This is a genomic window from Paenibacillus sp. FSL H8-0168, assembly GCF_038592955.1.
GTDB lineage: Bacteria > Bacillota > Bacilli > Paenibacillales > Paenibacillaceae > Paenibacillus > Paenibacillus polymyxa_B.
Genome location: NZ_CP151948.1, coordinates 130,959 through 152,440, shown reverse-complemented (window position 1 = coordinate 152,440; position 21,482 = coordinate 130,959). Strand labels below are relative to the sequence as shown.

Here is a 21,482-nt window from a genome sequence, read left to right as displayed (position 1 = left end):
CCATAACCAAACCGTCCCTGTTGACATTACAAATCTGTTAAATGTCTGGTTTTTTGTATATTCTACACACACCCTTAAATTTCCTTCTTTTATCTTAAAAGGAAATTCAGTGTCCAGTATGCTTTCATGGCCATTTTTAAATCTTATTCAACACAAAAAAGCGCCTATAGCGCTCCTTTCCACCCAAAAACAGGCAATAAAGACCACTAAGACGCTTTTTCTTAAAATGTTTACTTCGTTAAATCCTCTACAAACTTAGGTAGTACAAACGCCGCTTTGTGCAAACGCGGACTATAATATCGGGTTTCCATCTCTGGAATTCGGGTTTCGTCTACTTCGAGCGGATCATACTTCTTACTACCCAACGTGAATGTCCATAGACCACTCGGATAGGTTGGAATGTTCGCACCATATACACGCACAATCGGGAAAATTTCCTTCACATCCTTGTTGACCTTTTGAATCAGGTCTGCCTTGAACCAAGGATTATCCGTTTGCGCAACGAAAATGCCATCTTCCTTCAACGCTTCAAAAATACCTTGGTAAAACCCGCGCTCGAACAGAGGGGCTGCCGGACCTACCGGCTCCGTCGAATCGACCATAATGACGTCGTATTCATTTTTGTGTTCAATAATGTGCATATATCCGTCATTGACTAGCACTTCTACATTAGGCTCGTCCAGCTTCCCTGCGATTTCAGGCAAATATTTTTTGGAATATTCAATCACCTTACCGTCGATCTCAACCAATACCGCCTTTTCTACTTCAGGGTGCTTGATGACCTCACGAATAACGCCGCCATCGCCACCGCCCACAACCAAAACTTTTTTCGGATTCGGATGTGTATTCAAGGCCGGATGTGCTACCATTTCGTGATACACAAATTCATCTTTAACCGTTGTCATCACCATGCCATCCAGAACAAGCATATTGCCGAATTCCTCTGTCTCGATCATAGCCAGATCCTGAAAATCCGTTTTCTCAGAGACATAGGTTTGTTTGATTTTTGCTGTAATGCCGAAAGAGGGAGTCTGCTTCTCCGTAAACCACAAGTCCATCATTCCAACCTTCTTTCTGATCAAAGTATGTGTCCGGCAATCCGGTAGCATAAACGTTGACTTTCCTTATATCAGCAACACGCAAACGCCGAGTTTGCTATATTTATTGTACCAAACACATTGGAATTTCACACTTTTTGCATTATAAGTGATACCTGAATGGACTGCAAAAGCAATTTGAAGATTTAATCTTGTTTAAAGTAGATACGTATGTGCATCTGATGAATAGACGCTTTCGGATTGACTATACTGAGAACATCAACTATGGAAGGAGGTGGCATGATGACCGATACGACCGGGCGATCCCCCAAGCGTAAACCGCTTTGGCTTCGATGCTTTCAAGGAATGATGTCTCTCACTATTCTGACGGTCATCGCCGCCTGCATCCTGCTCGCCTATTTGTACACGACCAGCCTTCCGCTCGCCGATACGGATCGGAATTCACGTCTGCTTGATAGTCAGGGGCAAGTCATCGCCACTTTCTCTGCCGGAGGCAAGGAATCCATTCCGGTCCAGCTTGATCACATTTCACCCAATTTGATTGCAGCTACCCTGGCTGTGGAAGATCGGAAGTTTTACGATCATTTTGGTTTTGATTTCAAAGGTCTGGGCCGGGCGGTAATCGTTAATCTGACCCGCTGGGATATGTCGCAAGGGGCCAGCACGCTGACTCAGCAGCTTGCACGCAATCTGTACTTATCTCATGAGAAAACGTGGACGCGCAAAGCCAAGGAGGCCATTTATACCGCACAGCTTGAAATGAAGTACAACAAAAATGAGCTGCTGCAAATGTATTTGAACGAAATTTACTATGGTCACGGCGCCTATGGCATTGAAGCAGCTTCGCAAATGTATTTCGGTAAATCCGCAAAAGATCTGGATTTGGCCGAAAGCGCCCTGTTAGCAGGTATTCCGAAAGGACCGACCTACTATTCACCGTATAATCATATGAAAAATGCAAAGGATCGGCAGAAAATTGTACTGGACTCGATGGCGCTCACTGGCAAGATTACTCCGGCTGAAGCCACCAAGGCCTATGAGGAAATGCTGGCCCTGCGGCCCGAGAGCCAGCGCCGGACAGTGGAAGCCGCTCCCTGGTTCCGCGATTACGTTCGCCAGCTGGCTACTCATCAACTTGGGATTAGCGAAGGGGTGCTTGAGCATGGCGGCCTGAGCATTTATACCACGCTGGACATGCACATGCAGCAGGCAGCCGAGGCGGCTGTAAACGAAGGCATGAAGAACAGCAACGGACTGGAAACCGCGTTAATCTCCATGGACCCGCGCAACGGACATGTCAAGGCCATGGTCGGCGGAACGAACTATGTCGGAAATCAATATAATCATGCGCTGGCCACAACCCGGCAGCCGGGCTCAGCCTTCAAGCCGATTATGTATCTGAGCGCGCTGGATTCCGGCGAATTGACGAGTACGTCCAAGTTCGAAAGCCGACCGACGTTGTTCCACTACGATAACAACCGCAAGACCTATAAGCCCAAAAATTTTGGAGACAAATACTTGGGCGAAATAGATCTTCGGCGCGCAATTGCGGCGTCCGATAATATTTATGCCGTTAGCACCATTTTGAAGGTGGGAACGGACAAGGTCATGGATCTCGCCAGCAAAATGGGCATTACAAGCGAGCTCAAGCCCGTACCCTCGCTGGCGCTGGGCGTGTCGCCCGTCAGCCCGTTCGAGATGGCCTCCGCCTTCTCGGTCATCGGCAGCGGCGGGCAAAAGGTGGCTCCGGTGGCAGTGCTGCGCATCACCGATGCGGCCGGGCGGTCGCTGTACGAAGCGCCCCAAGCCGCGCCCGTGCAGGTGGTGAAGCCCGCCTCCGCCTATGTCCTTACACGCCTCATGGAAGGCGTGTTCGAAGAAGGCGGCACCGGCAACCGGGTCGCGAAGCTGATCAAGCGCCCGGTTGCTGGCAAGAGCGGCACGACCAACACCGATGCGTGGATGGTCGGCTTTACCCCCGAACTATCCACCGCTGTCTGGGTTGGCTATGACAAGGGCAAGGACATCAGCACACAGGATGCCCGACGGGCGGCTCCGATTTTTGCGCAATATACGGAGAAAGCGCTGGAGAATGTGCCGCCCAAAATCTTTCCTATCCCCGACGGCGTAGTCAGCGCTTATATTGATCCGGCCAGCGGCAAACTGGCTGCACCGGACAGCCCGGATAAGCGGCTGGAGGTATTTGTCAGCGGCACGGAGCCGAAGGAGACGCTGTCGGGGCAAGATAACCCACCGGCATCAACACCAACTGACCAAGCGGAGCGACAAGCCGAAAAGAAATCATGGTGGGGCAATTTTAAACGTTGGTGGATGGATTAATAGAAAAAAAGACTGGGGGAACGCGATGAGCGCTCTCTCAGTCTTTTAATTTTCGCTTCACTTACCTCATGTGCCCATTTACCTCTCTTGACAGTGCCATCAGCCATCATCCCGTTAAGCCCCGCTCTTCCCTAAAGCTGCGCTATTACCAATAACAGCTAAACGACTCAATACGGTTAGTGTCTACACCATAATAAAACCAAAAACGTCCACTCCACCGAAAACCCGCTACGGATGTCCTGCCTACAAAGACAGGGTACATCCAGAAACGCTCTCCATTCGTCAGCCATACAAACGTGTTGCGGAACAAACAACCGAAGATGGCTCCAGGGTCAACCGCATACGCCGAAACCAGCGGCTTCGGTGGCGTAAATTGCGGTGGTGGGGAAGTTGGTGCTTGAGTTTGCTGCCCACCTTGCGGACCGAATGGCCCCTGCGGCGGCGGTGAGAACGGCTGTGGCGAAAATGGTCCTGGGCCTGGTGGCGGACCTATCGGAGATGGGAAGGAATCCTGCATATCAGGAAACTGTGGAATCGAAGGACCTGACGGCGTGAAAGGACCCGGAGTACCCGGTTGCGTTCCGAAAGGAACTTGTGGCAGTAAAGACATGTGTTTCACTCCTTGTGTTCTAGGCTGATGTATCCTATGCGGGACATCAGCCCGCGGACTGGGCGAATCCCCATATCGCCGCCAAACTCCGCCATTTCGTCCTTTTACATCAAAAACTCTTATATCCCGACCCGATTAACTCCCTGTCCGAACATGCTCCAGCTCAATTTCATGCACCATTTTAATCTCGATTTTTTTCCTTAGCTCATCATACTGATCCAACAGTCGGTGCTCAACCCCCAACTGTTCGTTCATCCAGCCTACAATAGAGTCATCGTGATGCTCGTTAGACCAGCTAAACAAATCGCTATATAGCTGACCAAATGATTCCTCATTGCTGCGAGCGAACCGGATCGGTCGGGCTGTATAGCTTAGCTTGAGTTCCAACATCTCACATAGCACGTCCAAACGGTATTCCAGTGCCTGTACATCTTCTTTGGATGCATCGTTGCTTTTTATATCCTGAACAAGCTCCCTAAAGGTTAGCCCTACGTGCTGCATAGCAAAATAAGACCACACACAACTGCCTGTAGCCGTTCCATGAGCCTCCCAAAACGGATTCCACAGGATAGATCGAATCGTATCCTTCTGCCCTTCTCCAAACAATGCGATTCCAGCAATAATTCCTGCATTACAGTCTACGGAAGCATGTTGCTCTCCCCAATGTACCAATCGCGGAATCATATCTTCAGTCGTGCATTTGAAGCTTAACAGAGGTAAGAATTCATTAAACAAATTCTGATCCAGCGCTTTTTCCAATTCAGCCGCCAGTTTCTCACGATACGGTTCGCATGGAAGATGTACCAGTCCCAAACAGGCATCCACAGACACAGCTCCATACGGTCCGTTCACCAAAGCGACGAGATCAGCAGCAGCCTCCACATAACCCAAATAACCTAGCGCATACAGCACACCGTCAGGTATATGTTCTGGGGATGCCTGATTTCGGACGTAACGCTCGTACATATCCTGCGCCAAAGTAACATCCCCGCATCTCATGATCGGCTGAAGGAGCAACCCCCGGATATAATGATGGGGATCTTCTACAAAAAGCCTATATAACTCCCACGCATCCTCCACTGTCCCATATTGGGCAACCACATCCGTATAGGCAGAAATGATGCTGGCATCCAGCTTCTTAGCTGAGCCGAACATATCCATAAGTCTTGCTGTCGCGTCCATTATCCTGTCTTTCTCCTTTCACATGTGTACGTCTTCATGAAGCACTTCTCTAATGCTGAATATTTCTATTAAAAAAGAGGAAAGATGTTATCATCTACGATACAATCTAGGAGTTGGTCTCATGCATGATTCCAGTCCAAAAATCACAACATTTTTCATGTTCTCCGGTCAAGCAGAAGAAGCCATGCAATATTATACCTCTGTATTTAAGCCGTCTGGTATCATGAGCATTTTTCATCAGGAAGATGGGACCGTGTTACATGCCGTATTCAACCTCAAAGGGCAAACCTTTATGGCTATAGACTATAACCATCAGGACAAACACCCTTTTACCCCAGCTCTATCGCTATTCGTCACTTGTGAATCGGAAGAAGAAATTCATCGTGTGTTTGGTCAGCTATCTCAGGAAGGCCGAGTTCTAATGCCCCTTGAAGCCTCGCCCGTAAGCCAACAATTTGGCTGGGTTGAAGACAAATACGGTGTTTCATGGCAATTGAATTTGGCAAAAGACTAAATTTCTTCTCTAAACGATCCAGCAGACTCTACAAGTCTATAGAAAAACAATAGACCATGTTTCATCTTTTTTTGGTAATATTATGTTTAATAGGTGCCAGTAAAAGGATGTGTGTTTATTGTATAGTGCAAATTGTGAACAATGTTTTGGTTTATGCTGTGTAGCCTTGCCTTATGCAAAATCAGCTGATTTTGCTTTTAATAAGGATGGAGGAACTCCTTGTCAAAACCTAAATGCGGATTATCGTTGTGATATTCATAAGAATCTAAGAAACAACGGCTTGCGAGGCTGTACGGTATATGATTGCTTTGGAGCAGGTCAAAAAGTTTCCCAAGTTACATACAAGGGAAAAAGCTGGCGAGACGATCCGGCAATAGCTGAGGAAATGTTCAATATATTTCCCATCATGCAACAGCTTCATGAAATGCTTTATTACCTCAATGAAGCCCTTAACTTAAAAGAAACTCATCCCATCTATACAGACTTACAAAAAGCTATGGCGAAAACCGAGCAGCTTACGGATCAAGATCCAAAATCCCTCATAAATCTTCATGTACCAACCCATAGGGCGTTAGTCAATGATTTACTTTTACAAACAAGTGAGTTAGTACGAGAAAAAGTTAAGAAAAACGTGGAGCACAATAAATATAGTAAAAAAATCAGGAGTAGAGACCTTATCGGGGCCAATTTGAGAGGCGCTAATCTTAGAGGTACCAACCTGAGAGGAGTTTTACTTATTGCTGCTGATCTGCGAGAGGCTGATCTGAGAATGACAGACTTGATCGGTACGGATTTTAGAGATGCTGATTTAAGTGGGGCTAATCTGGAAGGAAGTATCTTTCTTACACAGGCGCAATTAAATTCGGCTAAGGGCAATTGTAAAACCAAACTGCCCCCTTCTCTAAGCATTCCCGGTCATTGGCTGCATTAGAGTTTATTCTATAGTACTCTCCAAGAAAATACGTAATTAAGTAATTAATATCTCAATTCCTTGATGATCATGTTCGGCAAGTTCATTCTGGCATTGCTTACCTACATGAAAAAGAAATAGACCGCCCCGATCCAAGGTAACGGTCTATTGTTGGACCCTACTGCCGACTGCTCTTTAAGCAGTGGCTGTATACTGGAGTCGTGTTAGCGCACGACTCCTTTACTATTCTTACCTCAGTATAGCTCATTTTATAACGTAAATACGTCTTTTATCTTCAAAAATTTTACTGATTACTCAGCTCTTTAATGTATATTTGGCAACAAAAAGTACCTTCCATTGGATCAGGTTCAAAAATCACGTCTTTATGACGCATCCAGATTTAAATCCCCTTATTCTCCTTCGTTAAAAAATTCCTTTAATCTCCGACTTAAAGCTGTATACTGCTCTGCATTGGTGTCCGAAAAAGCCTCCTCCCGGTTGGAGTATACATCCTGATACTGAGGAAGGCTTGAAAATTGCGACCTCGTAAAATCCATAATATCCTCACCAATGCGGTTGTAATAGTGCCAGCCACTATCCAGCCATGTCCTCAAAATATCTCCGCCAAGCCTGTCCTGAACGACAAGCGCTGTGACACCACATTGTCCAGCCGCAGGATTATTTGCTGTCCATTTAGAGCTAGACTCCAAAGACCAAGCTCGAAACAACGCCTTTTCTAATTCTAAAAAACGGTTTGCATTCAACATGCGCCTCCCCTTTCGATTCCATTCTGCACTTAATGAACGTGCTTTATTTATTTCAATCCGTATTCCACACTCTGTGAATCTTGGCTTCTGCTTCTTTCAGTTCTAGCAAATACACGTCGGGATTCGAAAGCTTTTTCCAGTCCTCAAACCCAAACTGCGGATCGTAATGTCGAATGAGAAGAGATAGTAAAGCTCCATGAGTTACAATGATAACCGTTTTTTCCGCCCGCTCTATAAGCTCCTGAACAAGCTGGATTCCTCGATCTACTGCTTCACGGGATGATTCCCCTCCCTCCAGCTTCAAGTCCTCGTCCAAATAGGTCTGTTCCAGCACGTCCAGCCAATGATCCAAATGCTCATGGCTAAGTACCCGTTCTTGAAGACGTACATCAGTATACACCTGCAACTGTTTCCGTTCAGCCAAGGGCTGAATGGTTCGCACGGCCCGTTTCCACGGGCTGGACACAATATATTCCACACCTACATTCTCCATAAAATCAACTAACTGCTCAGCTTGTCGGGTACCCTCATCGGTAAGTCGGGCATCTGGTTCCTGTCCTGTTGCTTGGGCATGTCTGACAAAATAAATTTTCTTCACGTCATCACTCCTAACTGTCACACAAATTTAAAATTCTACATATTTACAAATAATTATTTTTATGATATAATATAGGTTTACATATTTAGATTTCATGATACGATTCCTTTGTATTACATCAACTCTTATGGGAGGGATTCGATGCAATTAGACAAGGGAATACACATGCTCCAGGTTTCTGCTAACATTATGGGAAGTATAGAGAGTATTCACCCCACTTTAATGTGGGACGAAGATAACATGATTTTAGTCGATACGGCTTACCCCGGGCAACTCTCACTTTTGCATGAGGCTATTCTAGGCACCGGATTAGCAATCCATAAACTTACCTTCATATTAATAACACACCAGGATCTTGATCATATCGGCAGTTTAGCAGATATAATCCGGGCTTCTTCATCCCCAGTTCAAGTATTAGCCAGTTCTATCGAAAAGCCTTATATACAGGGAGAACAACAGCTTATAAAGCTGACTCCAGAAGCAATAGATCAAGCTGTAAGCGCCATGCCCGAATCCGTTCCGGTAGAGTGGAGACACGCATTCCGGCGTACACTTGAAAATCCCCCAAAGGCTATTGTAAACTCCACCATCGTTGCCGGAGAGGAATTACCCTTCTGTGGGGGGATCGTAGTTATAGATACTGCTGGACATACACCAGGACACCTAAGTTTCTATCATAAATCCAGTCAAACCCTGATTGCAGGAGATGCTCTACGCGTATTAAGCGGCAAATTATTGGCTCCAGACCCGCAATACTGCTGGGATTTCAATATGGCCAAAGAATCTCTTAAAAACCTGCTGCCATATGATATTAAAAAAGTGATTTGCTTTCATGGAGGGCTGTACGAAGGCAATTGTAATCAGCGGATATCTGAAATATGTGAATCCTAGCTTTTGATCACATGGTCATACCCGATCCTTGACCAGTCAGTGAATCATCTAAAGAAAAGACTAACCAGGAATTCCTGGTTAGTCTTTTCTGAATGAGAACTAAGCTTTTAAGTGAACTCTTAATACGGGGACTTCTGGAGAGGCAGATGTACCTTCCAAGATTTCCACATGACTGATCATCTCTTGCCCGTCTGGAACGATTACCGGAGTAATTACAGGCAAGCCACCCTGTTGAATCGCGTCTAGATCAAACTCCATCAGTAATTGCCCTGCTTTAATGTTATCTCCTGTTTGAACGTGAGGGTTAAACCCTTGTCCTTTGAGGGAAACTGTGTTAATCCCGACATGTATCAAAATCTGTACACCGGATTCATGCTCAATGATCAGAGCATGCTTACTTTTCTCCATCACGTGAACGACTTTACCCGTAAAAGGAGCAGTGACTTTACCTTCAGTCGGATGAATAGCGATGCCTTCCCCCATAGCCTTCGTAGAGAACGCAGGATCTGGAACCTCTTCAAGGGAAACCACTTTTCCTTTGATTGGTGCTACCATGTCGAATTGTTCAATACGAGGAGCCGCCTTCTTTTTCAACCATTTAAACATAACGATGCCACCTTATTTAGAGATTACATTCATAAACAGTGAATGGGACTTAGCTACACATTTCAAGGAACCGGTTCCACAAAATAAATAAAAAGAAAAGTGGAAGCGATTTCTATCTGAATTATAGTGAATGCCTGTTCAGGATGTCAAGGTGCTACCATCGTAAAATAACCCGGCTAAGATAATGTCTATCTTAGTCGGGTCATTTGTTACCACAATTACGCATTTAAGTATTTTCACTCTTAAAAGCGATTGTTCTATGGTATACTTTGCTAGTACAACATACGGCTAAAAGAGCGGTCGGCTAGTCTCCCCGAAGGGAGGTGATGCCCTTGGAGGTTAAAGACGCGATTTCCTTGATGATCATGTTTGGCATGTTCATTCTGGCATTGCTTACCTACGTGAAAAAGAAATAGACCGCTCTGACTAAGGAATACGGTCTATATCCGACCTTATCTTACCTGGCCGACTGCTCTTTATGCAGTTGTTATATGCTGGAGCCGTGTTGACGCACGACTCCTTTACTATTCTTACCTCAGTATAGCTCATTTTATAACGTAAATACAGTTTTTTTCTTCAAATATTTTACTGATTTCCTCTGCTATTTTACTTGTCCGGTACATATTCTATGAGGTCTTAAAGCTTACAACTAAAGGTAACACAAAGCTTAAATAGAGGTTCTAATTTGGTTGCTTCTCATAGGAAAAAGCACCTTTAGTATAACTCATTGTAAGTTCAAAACTCTTTAACACCCTTCGCAATAAAAAAAGCAGCCCACAGATGTGGCTGCTTTTTTACAATATTATTACTGTGTTAAGGTTGGGCCTACCCTTCCAGCGCCTGCTTCAATTCCTCAGGCGAAGCGTCCCACCATTCCTCGTTATGAGAAATCAGAAGACTTTTAAGTGCTGCCTTATCCTCACTTCCGAGATCCTCCAGCATGAAACGACGCTTGAGCGCATAATCCATACGATTGACGTGATCGGCGAGGATTTTCCAGCCGCGTTTGGCTTCGTCGTCAATCAGCATCTCGCAGGCGGTGGCACCGCCGTACATACGCCCTTCGGGCGTACGATCCACGGCTACCCATACGAGCCATACTTGGCGTCCGTTCGGTACATCCTCTTTATTCGTAGAGAACTTGATACCACGTTCTACTTTACTTTTGGCATGCATGGCACCGATATCAATTTTCGCCTCTCCTCGGTCAATGATAACGGGAGACATGCTGTTCAGGTCGATTGAGCCTGCGCCGAAACCCTTATGTTTACTCTTGCCACTGACAATGTTCAGTGCAATCTGTTTTTTGCCGTCCGGCTGATTTTCACTCATGCGTCACTAGACCTCCATTTTCCGTCTTCACACTCATTCTACACTATAAATATTTTAACTAATAATCTCCTGAAAGCAAACATATACATGCTGTAGATGCTTGTCAACGGGAGGTATCCATTGTATGACCCCAGCACGCACTAAAATCGTTTTATTGTCTACACTAGCCCTCGGTCTCCTCGCAGGGACGTTATGGTTTGCCTGGCAGCCCCAACCGCAATCCGACCCGCAGTCCATAGGCCAACCACTATACGGCTCCCTGTCTGAGTCTGCGCTTGCCCCAAATATGGGCAAGCCTCTAGGGGCAAATATCCTGCCTGACCTGCCCAAGAACCCTCCACAGCCCGCTACAGAAATCCTCAGCAAGAGGGTGGTAGAGTACCACATTGATGTGTCTCTGGAAAAAGGACAGGTTTTGCGAGGCACTGAGACACTGACCTGGAAGCATCCGGGCAAGAAAACCGTGAATGATCTGTATCTTCATCTATACCCGAATGCCTTCTCTTCCATGGAAACTACCTTTATGAAGGAATCCGGTGGAAAGCTGCGCGGAGATACCATGCCCAAAGACGGCTTTGGCTCCATGACGCTGACTGAACTAAAAACAGAAGACGGTTTATCTCTCATGCACCGCATCCAATATGTGCAGCCAGATGACGGTAACGCAGGCGACCGTTCGCTCGTGAAGGTGCGTCTACCCAAGCCGGTACGAGGTGGCGAAGAAATCACATTATATATGAAGTTTGAGGTAAAACTGCCCGCCATCTTCGCTCGTATGGGTGCGACAGATGATTTTGTAATGGCAGGACAGTGGTTCCCGAAGCTCAGCGTCTACGAGACTGCAGGACAACGTGGACGCGCCGAGGAGGGCTGGAACCTCCACCAGTATCATGGTAACTCCGAGTTTTATGCCGATTTTGGAATTTACAGCGTACGGATTCGGGTGCCTGAAACTCATATCGTAGCAGCGACCGGATTTCCCACCCGTGGTGCCGTCCGACAGAACGGCCAAAAAATATATCAATTTTATGCCGATGATGTACACGATTTTGCCTGGTCCGCTTCACCCAACTTTGTAACCGTAGAAGAACCCTTTTCTTCTGCTGAAGTCCCTGGTGTCAAAATCAAGCTCTACCTTGACCCGTCGCACAAGGAGCTCAAAGGGCGCTATATGAGCGCTGCGAAGGCCGCCCTTTCGTACTACAGCAAATGGTACGGGCCTTATCCATATTCCACCCTATCCATCGTGGTTCCACCCAAATCAGGCAATGGAGCCGGCGGTATGGAGTATCCGACACTCATCACGGCCGCTGCTGCGGGTAATCTGAATCCTGGCTATAGTCTGGAACGGACATTAGTTCATGAGATTGGACATCAATATTTCTACGGAATGGTAGCCAATAATGAATTTGAGGAGCCGTGGCTGGATGAAGGCTTCACCTCCTATGCAGAGGAGCGGCTTATGGAGCAAGAATATGGGCTTACCCCTAACTTGCCATTACAATCGGGACAGGTAGCCTCCCCACAGCCGCTAAACCGTGAGTCATGGAAGTACGGCTCAGCTGCTGAGTACGCGCAAAATGCCTACTCTCGAGGCAAGCTGGTCCTACGGGGCATTGAACGTCAGGTGGGTATGAAAAAAATGGATCGCATTATGCGGACCTACGTCCAGACGTACCGATTTAAGCATCCGTCCTCAATGGATTTTCAACGTATCGTGGAGAGAGTCACCGGACGCTCATGGAGCCACTATTTTGAACAGTATGTATATGACGGCCAGATGGCGGACTTTTCAGTGGATCACATCACAAACCACAAGCTGGAGAATGGATATGAAGCAGTCGTGACGGTCAGCAAAAAAGGGGCGGATTATCCCAAGATCCCTGTCCAATTTACCTTCAAGGATGGTACCACGATATTCAAGGCTTGGGACGGCGCGGGGAAAAGCACAACTTTTCGGATCAAAAGTACTTCTCCCGTTTCCTATGTAACCCTTGATCCCTTATATACCATTGCACTGGAGAACAAGCATATTAACAATAGCCTAAAAGCCGAATTGGACGAAAAGCAACAAACCCGTTGGAGTGTAAGTGTAACCAAGCTGTTGGAGACACTGCTTGGAAGTCTGTCATGGTGAGGTGTCTATAGATGCGGACTGTTATAAAAGAGGGCTGGGCGCTGGTGCGCATACGATTCTATATCGTTATCATTTTATTTCTGTATCGACTACTGTGGGGGGTGTTTATCTATCGGCTGGTGCAGTCTGCCGTTATCCCGCTATTGCTCCGTTATCCTGATCAGGGTCAAAACGAGCTGGGACAGACCTTATTTTGGATGGAGAGTCAGATTGCTCTGATGGACAGCCGGGAAGTACATGTGTATTTGTGGATACTACTAGGGGCGACTGTACTACGCATACTGATCACTCCCTTCATTAGAGCCGGAATATATCAAAGTCTGCATACCGATGCGACTGAACCGCAAAGCCTGTCCTTTTTCAAGGGTATGAAACGCCATGGCATGTCGTCGCTGTTGTATTACACCATCGAGTTGGGACTGCTGCTGCTTCCCGCCTTTTGGGTAGTACCGAGACTCTACCCTATTGTAGCAGGAGCACTTCAATCTTCCTCTTATCTGCTGCATTTATTGCCCTATGTCATTGGATGGATGGCATACGGATGGTTCATTCGGCAGTGCATCCTGTATATGCAACTGGGTACTGTCGGTGGTCACGCCATACTATCGTCCCTGCTCGCCTTCTTTCGCCAGCTCCTCCCAGCTGTCGGTATATCCCTTTTGCTCGGTGCTTGTGTGCTGCTGGTCTTCGGTCTATTTGGCACCGTGGCGATGATTTGGACTGGCATGCTGGCGCTCATTCTCCAGCAATCGTATCATTTTGTTACTAGTCTGGTCAGGCTGTGGCATATCAGTTCGCAGTACAGACTATGGCATACCGATATCTCTAGTAGAAGCTAAGCCCTGCCTTTATGTTTTTTACTTCATTTCCGTCTGTCGAAAAACCTTGATTCATACTCGCGCAAACGACACATAACTGAATACTGTTAACAAGATCTGTTCCTGGGACATTAGGAGCAGATTTTTTTTGTAACTTTTTGTAATGAAACATTTGCCAAAGCCAGCCGTCTTTGTTACAATAATCGCAGTGAACTGATAGTAACAACTTTGTAATCTTTATTGTAACCTTTATCTCAAAAATAACGTTATTGTGAATACTGCTCTCCAAGGTGCACATCTTAAGTTAAGCCTAATTCCTGGCACCTAGGAAGCGGGGGAACCAGTTTGGGTGAATTGATCTCGCAACAGAGTGGTCATAGGGGAACCTTCTACCGAATCCTTAAGCTAACCTCGCAGGCATTGGAAGGGGTATATTTTTTTTGAAGAAGAAGCTAACGATCGCAGCTATGGGTCTTGCCATTGCCTTTACATCTTTTACATTCGGTGGCGGCAGTGCATATGCAGACTCTAAGATGGACCAGGTCATTCAAGATGCCAAAGGAACGAACTACAGAAGCGGAGGCACTACACTCGAGGGATTCGATTGCTCCGGCTTCACAATGTACGTATACAACAAACTAGGAATTAAACTTCCGCATCAATCCGGATCACAATTCAAAATGGGATCTTCTGTATCCCGCGATGAAATGAGACCTGGGGATCTGGTGTTCTTCAACACCACAGGAAGAGGCATTTCCCATGTAGGTATCTTCGTAGGTGAAGGGAAATTTGCCCACTCCTCGACTTCACGTGGTGTAGTAGTTAGCTCACTGAACGAAAATTATTACGCTAACCGCTATGTCGGTGCAAAAAGAATTATGAGCACAGACGCTTACCATTCTGTAGCTTCAGATATTCCTGATGACGATAACGTAGAATAACTAACGCACAGCAAGCTAACCCTAGCCGCAATTTGATTCTGGCCGGAATCGAATTGCGGTTTTTTATGTCCACAACATCAGCAATTATTATCTTTACTGACGAACTGAGACCTCAAAAGGTTTCAATTGTAGCGAACATCGTCGGTTTTACCGTCACCGCTGGGGGAGCATATGAGCAGTAATTCCTTCTTATTGAATGTATACCCGACTTAGGTATGAAATAAACACGCTTGCCATTCCTCTGCAACTTGTCTACAATCTGTTGTTAATGATTGAAGTACCTGTGTAAAAGGAGGATGGAACACATGCCGGCCTCAATATCCAACTATCGGATCGTACCGATGGACGAGCATCAAGCGGCTGCAATCTGTGAGTGGCACTATGATCCACCTTATAACATATACGGTTGGCTCCCCTGGGAACAAATGAAGGCGCTTGAAGTCGAATTTGGAAGTCCCACGCTTCGCCAAGAGCAATATGTTGCCGTACTGGATAAAGAGAACAAACTGACGGGATTTGCTCAATATTTTCCTATGATCGGTGTGACCCGGCTAGGTCTTGGAATGCATCCTGACAGATGCGGACATGGCAAAGGCTCTGATTTTGTCCGTGCCATTGCAGAGGAAGCTCAACGACGCAACCCGAAGAATGAAATTGATCTAGAGGTGCTCACTTGGAATGGGCGCGCTATCCGGGCCTACAAGGCGGCTGGATTTGAGCTTACAGATACCTATGAACGCCAGACTCCTGATGGCAAAAAACCATTTTATTGTATGGTATATCGTCCCGAGCACCCAACCCAGATTCTATGATAAAAGCGCCTTCGGCATACAACCACGATGTTGTATAGCGAAGGCGCTTTTATCATCATACGACAGATCATTACAAGCTCAATGACTGCTGCGCATTTTTTCAAAAGCTTCATTATATTGTTGGGCTTCCTTAATATCCACGGCCATAATACCGCCGTCGTCCCAAGAGGTCAAACGCAGAGTCACGGTCTTATAATCAATCGTAATAAATGGATGATGATTGAATGCTTCAGATATAGCGGCAACTTCATCCACGAATGCAATCCCTTTCATAAAACTGGAAAAATTATATTTTCGAACGATCCAACGTCCTTCCTCCAGTTCCCAGCCCTCCAGTTTCTCCAGATGTGCTTCAATCTCTTCTTGTGTAAAAGGCATGTTACGAACTCCTCCCCGTTTATACGGAAGCCTTTCGACCGCTTAAATACGGCCAAAACTACGATATATTGGTGTACATATTACCACGGCCCCGTTGATAAATCCATAAGACGGACCTCAAATCAAAGGGACTGACGTCAGCTCCTCGTCCCCAATAAGTACATAGATGCGATGCTGCTCCGGCTCATAGATCACAACGCTACTCCCTACAGTGATTGTGGGCTCTGTACCCAGTGCATAAAATAAGTCTTCTGCCAAAGCTTCATTGACTTCCTGACGTCCCGCCGGGTCCAGCCTGTCCCAATCTTCTGCTTCCATCTCAAAAAATTCATAGCTATCTGGGATGCGCCCCACAGCCTCTGTAAAATCGTTCAAAATTTGTTCATACTCACGCCCATGCTTTACTCCCATGCCATTTCCTCCAATGGTTCCGCCATTCAATACATAATCACCTTATTATACCGGAAATTCGCACTTAACAAAAAAGAGAGTTTTGTCGATAAATACTATAATCCGTCTTGTAATGACGCGCTTGGGGCAAGGACGACCCCGGCGGCATGAAAGGATTCAAAATCTATTCTCATGGATGAGGTGTATCATGCAAATTTCAACCATTATCGGACTTGTGCTCGGGATTGTGTCACTGGTCGTCGGGATGATCTTAAAAGGCGCTCCGGTCGTCAATTTGGTCAATAATCCCGCTGCTTACATGATTATTTTCGTCGGAACGGCAGCGAGTATATTTATGGCCTTCCCGATGGCAGAAATCAAACGGATTCCGAAGCTGTTCAAGGTTATTTTCACCGAACAAAAACTGTTAGACCGCAAAGAGCTCATTGGTACGTTTACCGAGTGGGCATCCATTACCCGTCGTGAAGGTCTGCTCGCCTTGGAGTCTAAGGTAGAGGAAATCGACGATCCCTTTATGCGTGGCGGCATGCGAATGATTATTGACGGCAATGATCAAGAATTCGTACGGGACGTTCTGATGGAGGATATCAACGCTACCGAGGATCGACATCGCTCTGGCGCACTGATCTTCTCCCAAGCCGGTATGTACGCTCCAACGCTCGGGGTACTCGGTGCGGTTGTAGGTCTGATCGCCGCTCTGGCTGACCTTAGTGACATGGAAAAGCTCTCTCATGCCATTGCAGCAGCCTTCATTGCGACGTTGCTCGGTATTTTTACAGGTTATGTCCTGTGGCATCCGATGTCCAACAAGCTGAAACGGTTATCCAAAAAAGAAGTGGAGCTTAAATTAATGATGGTCGAAGGTCTGCTTTCCATTCAATCGGGGATATCGACGATTGCCATCAGTCAGAAACTGACGATCTTCCTGACTCCGACCGAACGGGCTACGATGACCCAGAAGGATGGCGATTCCAGTGAGTAAAAAGAGACATGAACCGCATGAAGAGCATGCTGACGAAAGCTGGCTGTTGCCATATTCCGACTTAATGACCCTTCTGTTGGCTCTTTTCATTGTCTTATTCGGTATGAGCTCGCTCGACGCCAAAAAATTTGAAACTATGGCTCAATCCCTGAGTGCAGCTTTTAGTGGCGGCACTGGCGTGCTGGATCACTCGGCCGCGAATCCGTCGTCACAATCCATGGATATGGGCAAAAATAAAGAACAAGTATCACAACCCTTAAAATCGAAAGCTACTTCTACCTCTGAACTGCAAAAACAGCTTGCCCAGCGGGAAGAAGAAGATTTAAAAAAGCTTAAAAAACAGATGGATCAATATATTCAAAATAACGGCCTGTCACCTCTGCTGAATACCAAGCTGAACCAATCACAGCTGATGATCACCATTAGTGATAATGCCCTGTTTTCATCCGGGCAAGCCGAAGTAAAACCGGGAGCGAGAAAGCTGGCCAAGTCCATTTCTAGTATGCTCCAGCAGTTCCCTGGATATGATGTTATCGTATCGGGTCACACGGATAATGTACCGATCTCCAACAGCCAGTTCCCGTCCAACTTTGATTTGAGCGCCCAGCGCTCTCTGAATTTCTTGCGTATCTTGTTGCTCAATCCAGATCTCGATCCAACCAAGTTTGTATCCATCGGTTATGGCGAGTATCGTCCATTGGCAAGCAATCAAGATGGTCAAGGACGCGCCAAAAACCGTCGTGTTGAAATATCTGTTCTCCGCAAATATCAGAACGGAACACAAGTTATCAGTCCTACCTCAAGCTCGAATGAAGGTTGATTATGCATATGTTATATGAACAAAGGCACCGCCGCATTTTTATGCAGCTGGTGCCTCTTTGTTTAGTGTTTCCTGTACTCTGGCCCTTCAGATACGACGATCATACGCTGTAGGCTATACAAAGCCCCTCTGACATTAGCTAAGCGTATAATCGAGCATCTGGCCAAGCTCCTGCTTCTCAGCCTCTGTCAGGTCACGCCAGGCACCTTTCTGAAGGGACCCCAACCGAATATTCATGATTCGCAGCCGTTGCAGTTTTTTAACTTCATAACCGAAGGCAGCACACATACGCCGGATCTGACGATTTTTTCCTTCAGTCAGGATAATACGGAATACATACTCAGATACACGCGTCACCTCACAAGGTAGCGTCCGCTGGCCGAGTATTTTCACCCCGCTGGACATGCCCTGCACAAAAGACGGTATAACAGGGCGATCCACCGTTACGATATATTCTTTCTCATGCTTGCCTTCTGCCCGTAAAATCTTATTTACAATGTCCCCATCATTGGTAAGTAAAATGAGACCTTCCGAATCCTTATCCAGGCGTCCAATCGGGAATATCCGCTGTGGGTGCCCCACAAAATCAACAACATTGCCTCTAATATGGCTCTCGGTTGTACTTGTAATGCCCACCGGCTTGTTCAATGCAATGTAGACGTGATCGGACTTCTCGCGCAGTGGCTTGCCATTTACGCGAACATCATCGCCTTCTTCCGCTTGACTACCCAGCACAGCCACTTCGCCGTTAATCGTCACGCGGCCGCTCTCTACCAGCTTGTCCGCCTCGCGGCGCGAGCAAAAACCGGTTTCGCTGATAAACTTGTTAATGCGCAACCTGTGTACCCTCCATTTCTACTAACACACTTCCTCCTGCGCCCAGCCCGTTACTCCGGCTTGGCAATCGGAAGCTGCACCAGGGCTGTCGTTCCCTCTCCCTCTGTGCTTTCAATATCCAGTGTGCCTTTATGACTCTGTATAATACGCTGACTGACCATAAGTCCTAGTCCTGTCCCTGTTTCTTTGTTTGTGAAAAAAGGTTCTCCTAGCTTGGACAGCATTTCTGCGGGAATACCCGCTCCCTGATCCCGTATAGAGATTTTAACGCTTTCTCCCTCCAAGAACAAATGAATCGTGATGATACCACCTTTACTCATAGCCTCCATGCTATTTTTAAGTAAATTAATGAATACCTGTTTTAACTGATTTTCTTCAGCGTATACCAGGGCAGGCTCGTCCGTGACCTGAAGATTGAATACAATGCCCAGCAGGTGCGCCTGACTATCTAGTAAAGAAATCACGTCGCTCACAATATAGCGAACATCCTTTTTCTGAAAATGCACTGCCTGTGGCTTCGCCAGTATTAAAAACTCGCTAACGATCAAATTAATGCGATCCAGCTCAGACATCATAATATCGTTGTGTTTCATATTCAACACTTGATTTTGCTGCTGTAGTTGGAGAAAGCCTCGTAGCGTAGTTAGCGGATTACGAATCTCATGCGCTACGCCTGCCGCCAATTGTCCGACGGTTGTCAGTTTCTCTGATCTGCGCAACAACTCCTCCATTCGGTTGCGACCCGTAATATCACGCGACACGCAGATAAACCCCAAAATTTGGCCTTCTTCATCCAGAATAGGTGACGTGCTCATACTGATCTCTACTGTACTTCCATCCTTACGCATTCTAAGGGTCTCACTTGATACGATGCTCTCTCCCTGAAGCAGGCTCTTCTTCTGAAATTCATACTCCTCCTGTTGCTGCGGAGGTACAAACTCCAGCTTACGACCAACCAATTCCTTCTTGGTCCAGCCGTACAAAGCTTCGAAGGCATGATTGACCCGAACGACGCGATCCTCCTCGTCGGTTACATGAATCGCATCCGCTGTCTGATTAATAACCGATTCCAGATGCTCCTTTACAGAACGGTTCTCTTCATACATCTGTTCCAGTCTTCTCGTGTACATCCCTAGGTTGTAGGCCATCGCATTGATGCGTTCACCCAACTGTGCAAGCTCATGACCACCTTTTATTTCTAGCCGTGTATCAAAATGACCATCAGCCATCTCATTCACTTTCCCCAGAATCGACTGAATTGGGCGGACAAACAGACTTGCCAGCACATAGCTTCCAATGATTACAACCTCCAAAAGGACAATGGAAATAGCAATTAAGCTTATCAATTGCTTGGAAATAACAGAAGTAATCGTATCATAATTCATAACAATACGGATAACATAGGCTTCGCGGTTAGCCGGGTAAAAAGGTATGTAACTGACGAGAACCCGTTCGCCTTTGATATAGCAGTCTTGTACAATACTCTCCCCGGAGAGGATAGCTCTGGACACGGCCAAACGATCTTCCTGCACCCTCGTTAGTTGATACGTGCCAAATTGGATCGGTTTATTGTACATATAATAGTATTTCGAATCGTTCCCGTTCTTGTCCATCGAAGCGCCACCAAAGGTTGCAGGGTTAATTCCTGTAATCTCCATGATGCGATAATCCACTTGTTGGGTTTGCTTTACGATCTCATCTGGGCTCAGGATGGTTATGAAATCTTGCACTGAAGTATCCTGAAAGGAAATTCGAATTAAATAGTTACGTTTTTGGTCATAATAAAATCCCCATTTGTTAATCTGTGAGGAGCCTGAACCGGTGTAGTCAAATGATCCGGTCCAAAAATGATCCAGTTTCTGACCTTGCGCCATTGCAGCCTGTCCGTGCTCATATAATTGGTCAACTGCATTTTTCCAATACCCTGTCAATGGATCAGATGGCGTTACTTCTTTTGGATCCGAGGATTTAACAACCTTATACCCCTGCCCATCTCGAATCATCAAAGAAATATTAGTATCTCTGTGGAGTGAGGCCACCTTTTGAAGCTGTTCCTGCTGAATATTTCGAATGTCAGGACCTAGCTGATTAGCAGCCAACGTGGCAGAAAGCCACAGATTATATCCGAGCTGCTTGTCAACGGCCTCCCAGCTATGTTGGGTTTGTTCGATAGCTCCCCCGATAATTTTAGCCGTCAGAACCATTTTAGTTTCACTGTCACTTCTTAGATTTTCGTGGGTCGTGTAATAATTGAGGGCGATGTTTAATAAAAGGATAAACAGGACGGACCCCGACAAAATGATCGTTATTCTGATTTTTATCGACACACTGATTTCTCACCTCTTGCCGTATGCTGGCGATTACTGGCAATTGCTAACTCAATGATACCGTAATAGCGCCTGTGATACCAGCATTTACATTTACCGGATATACATAAATACACACCTTGTGTACAGTATTGTCAATAGACAAGGGTTTGCCTACAATATAAGAAGATAATCATCCACAAGTAGTCCACAAATACACAGATTTTATTAT

General features: G+C 46.2%; 22 protein-coding genes and 1 riboswitch. Of the genes, 11 read left to right on the top strand and 11 right to left on the bottom strand.

The features are described from left to right. Positions 1 to 230 precede the first annotated feature (230 nt). Positions 231 to 1,058 (bottom strand): polyamine aminopropyltransferase, encoded by an 828-nt coding sequence (speE, locus tag MHI21_RS00630; protein WP_341163741.1) that lies wholly within the window; start codon positions 1,056 to 1,058, stop codon positions 231 to 233. Between the two features lie 282 nt (positions 1,059 to 1,340). Here speE and MHI21_RS00625 point away from each other — a divergent pair, with 282 nt between their 5' ends. Then, entirely contained in the window at positions 1,341 to 3,398 is a 2,058-nt protein-coding gene (locus tag MHI21_RS00625; RefSeq protein WP_341163742.1) for a PBP1A family penicillin-binding protein, read from the top strand. A 145-nt stretch (positions 3,399 to 3,543) separates the two neighbouring features. On the opposite strand, the gene MHI21_RS00620 is transcribed toward MHI21_RS00625, so the two are convergent. Both MHI21_RS00620 and MHI21_RS00615 read right to left on the bottom strand, forming a co-directional pair. Then, positions 3,544 to 4,008 carry a hypothetical protein gene (locus tag MHI21_RS00620; protein ID WP_028542587.1) on the bottom strand — a complete coding sequence of 155 codons (465 nt, stop codon included), beginning with the start codon at positions 4,006 to 4,008 and terminating at the stop codon, positions 3,544 to 3,546. A gap of 135 nt (positions 4,009 to 4,143) precedes the next feature. Next, positions 4,144 to 5,193, bottom strand: coding sequence for a hypothetical protein (locus MHI21_RS00615; RefSeq protein WP_341163743.1), 1,050 nt, complete (start codon positions 5,191 to 5,193; stop codon positions 4,144 to 4,146). 118 nt (positions 5,194 to 5,311) lie between these two features. On the opposite strand from MHI21_RS00615, the gene MHI21_RS00610 reads away from it, so the two are divergent. Beyond that, the gene (locus MHI21_RS00610) at positions 5,312 to 5,704 is read left to right on the top strand and encodes a VOC family protein (protein WP_165179787.1); all 393 of its coding nucleotides are present in this window, start codon (positions 5,312 to 5,314) and stop codon (positions 5,702 to 5,704) included. A gap of 118 nt (positions 5,705 to 5,822) precedes the next feature. Next, a complete protein-coding gene (locus tag MHI21_RS00605) occupies positions 5,823 to 6,635 on the top strand; it encodes a pentapeptide repeat-containing protein (protein WP_341162599.1) in 813 nt (270 codons plus the stop codon). Positions 6,636 to 7,024: 389 nt separating this feature from the next. Here MHI21_RS00605 and MHI21_RS00600 read toward each other — a convergent pair whose 3' ends face one another. Both MHI21_RS00600 and MHI21_RS00595 read right to left on the bottom strand, forming a co-directional pair. Continuing rightward, positions 7,025 to 7,378: a hypothetical protein gene (locus MHI21_RS00600; RefSeq protein WP_165179802.1), complete on the bottom strand. Its 354-nt coding sequence runs from the start codon at positions 7,376 to 7,378 to the stop codon at positions 7,025 to 7,027. Between the two features lie 55 nt (positions 7,379 to 7,433). Next, on the bottom strand, positions 7,434 to 7,979 hold the full coding sequence (locus tag MHI21_RS00595; protein WP_341162600.1) for a histidine phosphatase family protein: 546 nt from the start codon (positions 7,977 to 7,979) through the stop codon (positions 7,434 to 7,436). 141 nt (positions 7,980 to 8,120) lie between these two features. On the opposite strand from MHI21_RS00595, the gene MHI21_RS00590 reads away from it, so the two are divergent. Continuing rightward, on the top strand, positions 8,121 to 8,870 hold the full coding sequence (locus tag MHI21_RS00590) for an MBL fold metallo-hydrolase (RefSeq protein ID WP_341162601.1): 750 nt from the start codon (positions 8,121 to 8,123) through the stop codon (positions 8,868 to 8,870). Positions 8,871 to 8,969: 99 nt separating this feature from the next. Here the strand turns inward: MHI21_RS00590 and MHI21_RS00585 are convergent, their stop codons facing one another. Then, positions 8,970 to 9,476: a PTS glucose transporter subunit IIA gene (locus MHI21_RS00585; RefSeq protein WP_165179784.1), complete on the bottom strand. Its 507-nt coding sequence runs from the start codon at positions 9,474 to 9,476 to the stop codon at positions 8,970 to 8,972. A 326-nt stretch (positions 9,477 to 9,802) separates the two neighbouring features. Between MHI21_RS00585 and MHI21_RS00580 the strand changes: the two genes are divergently transcribed. After that, positions 9,803 to 9,892 (top strand): putative holin-like toxin, encoded by a 90-nt coding sequence (locus MHI21_RS00580; protein WP_341162602.1) that lies wholly within the window; start codon positions 9,803 to 9,805, stop codon positions 9,890 to 9,892. Positions 9,893 to 10,301: 409 nt separating this feature from the next. On the opposite strand, the gene MHI21_RS00575 is transcribed toward MHI21_RS00580, so the two are convergent. Further along, positions 10,302 to 10,808 carry a YwhD family protein gene (locus tag MHI21_RS00575; protein WP_010346553.1) on the bottom strand — a complete coding sequence of 169 codons (507 nt, stop codon included), beginning with the start codon at positions 10,806 to 10,808 and terminating at the stop codon, positions 10,302 to 10,304. A gap of 124 nt (positions 10,809 to 10,932) precedes the next feature. On the opposite strand from MHI21_RS00575, the gene MHI21_RS00570 reads away from it, so the two are divergent. The 4 genes from MHI21_RS00570 (at position 10,933) to MHI21_RS00555 (ending at position 15,516) form a co-directional block, all read left to right on the top strand. After that, the gene (locus MHI21_RS00570; protein ID WP_165179783.1) at positions 10,933 to 12,945 is read left to right on the top strand and encodes a M1 family metallopeptidase; all 2,013 of its coding nucleotides are present in this window, start codon (positions 10,933 to 10,935) and stop codon (positions 12,943 to 12,945) included. Positions 12,946 to 12,956: 11 nt separating this feature from the next. Next, positions 12,957 to 13,784: a hypothetical protein gene (locus MHI21_RS00565; RefSeq protein WP_342419193.1), complete on the top strand. Its 828-nt coding sequence runs from the start codon at positions 12,957 to 12,959 to the stop codon at positions 13,782 to 13,784. Between the two features lie 276 nt (positions 13,785 to 14,060). Then, positions 14,061 to 14,198: riboswitch (cyclic di-AMP (ydaO/yuaA leader) on the top strand. Between the two features lie 5 nt (positions 14,199 to 14,203). Then, entirely contained in the window at positions 14,204 to 14,704 is a 501-nt protein-coding gene (locus MHI21_RS00560) for a C40 family peptidase (RefSeq protein ID WP_061831815.1), read from the top strand. A 305-nt stretch (positions 14,705 to 15,009) separates the two neighbouring features. Then, complete coding sequence (locus tag MHI21_RS00555; protein ID WP_061831816.1) at positions 15,010 to 15,516, top strand: GNAT family N-acetyltransferase; 507 nt, start codon at positions 15,010 to 15,012, stop codon at positions 15,514 to 15,516. 78 nt (positions 15,517 to 15,594) lie between these two features. Here MHI21_RS00555 and MHI21_RS00550 read toward each other — a convergent pair whose 3' ends face one another. Next, the gene (locus tag MHI21_RS00550) at positions 15,595 to 15,894 is read right to left on the bottom strand and encodes a 4a-hydroxytetrahydrobiopterin dehydratase (RefSeq protein ID WP_007428083.1); all 300 of its coding nucleotides are present in this window, start codon (positions 15,892 to 15,894) and stop codon (positions 15,595 to 15,597) included. A 117-nt stretch (positions 15,895 to 16,011) separates the two neighbouring features. Then, a complete protein-coding gene (locus MHI21_RS00545; RefSeq protein ID WP_342419192.1) occupies positions 16,012 to 16,305 on the bottom strand; it encodes a hypothetical protein in 294 nt (97 codons plus the stop codon). Between the two features lie 187 nt (positions 16,306 to 16,492). Here MHI21_RS00545 and motA point away from each other — a divergent pair, with 187 nt between their 5' ends. Both motA and motB read left to right on the top strand, forming a co-directional pair. Further along, a complete protein-coding gene (motA, locus tag MHI21_RS00540) occupies positions 16,493 to 17,287 on the top strand; it encodes a flagellar motor stator protein MotA (protein WP_025723780.1) in 795 nt (264 codons plus the stop codon). Then, the gene (motB, locus tag MHI21_RS00535) at positions 17,280 to 18,107 is read left to right on the top strand and encodes a flagellar motor protein MotB (RefSeq protein ID WP_342419191.1); all 828 of its coding nucleotides are present in this window, start codon (positions 17,280 to 17,282) and stop codon (positions 18,105 to 18,107) included. Before motA ends, motB begins: the two co-directional genes overlap by 8 nt. A gap of 135 nt (positions 18,108 to 18,242) precedes the next feature. Here the strand turns inward: motB and rluF are convergent, their stop codons facing one another. Both rluF and MHI21_RS00525 read right to left on the bottom strand, forming a co-directional pair. Next, on the bottom strand, positions 18,243 to 18,944 hold the full coding sequence (gene rluF / locus MHI21_RS00530) for a 23S rRNA pseudouridine(2604) synthase RluF (protein ID WP_069290781.1): 702 nt from the start codon (positions 18,942 to 18,944) through the stop codon (positions 18,243 to 18,245). 50 nt (positions 18,945 to 18,994) lie between these two features. After that, positions 18,995 to 21,271 (bottom strand): PAS domain S-box protein, encoded by a 2,277-nt coding sequence (locus tag MHI21_RS00525; RefSeq protein WP_061831821.1) that lies wholly within the window; start codon positions 21,269 to 21,271, stop codon positions 18,995 to 18,997. Between the last annotated feature and the right edge of the window lie 211 nt (positions 21,272 to 21,482).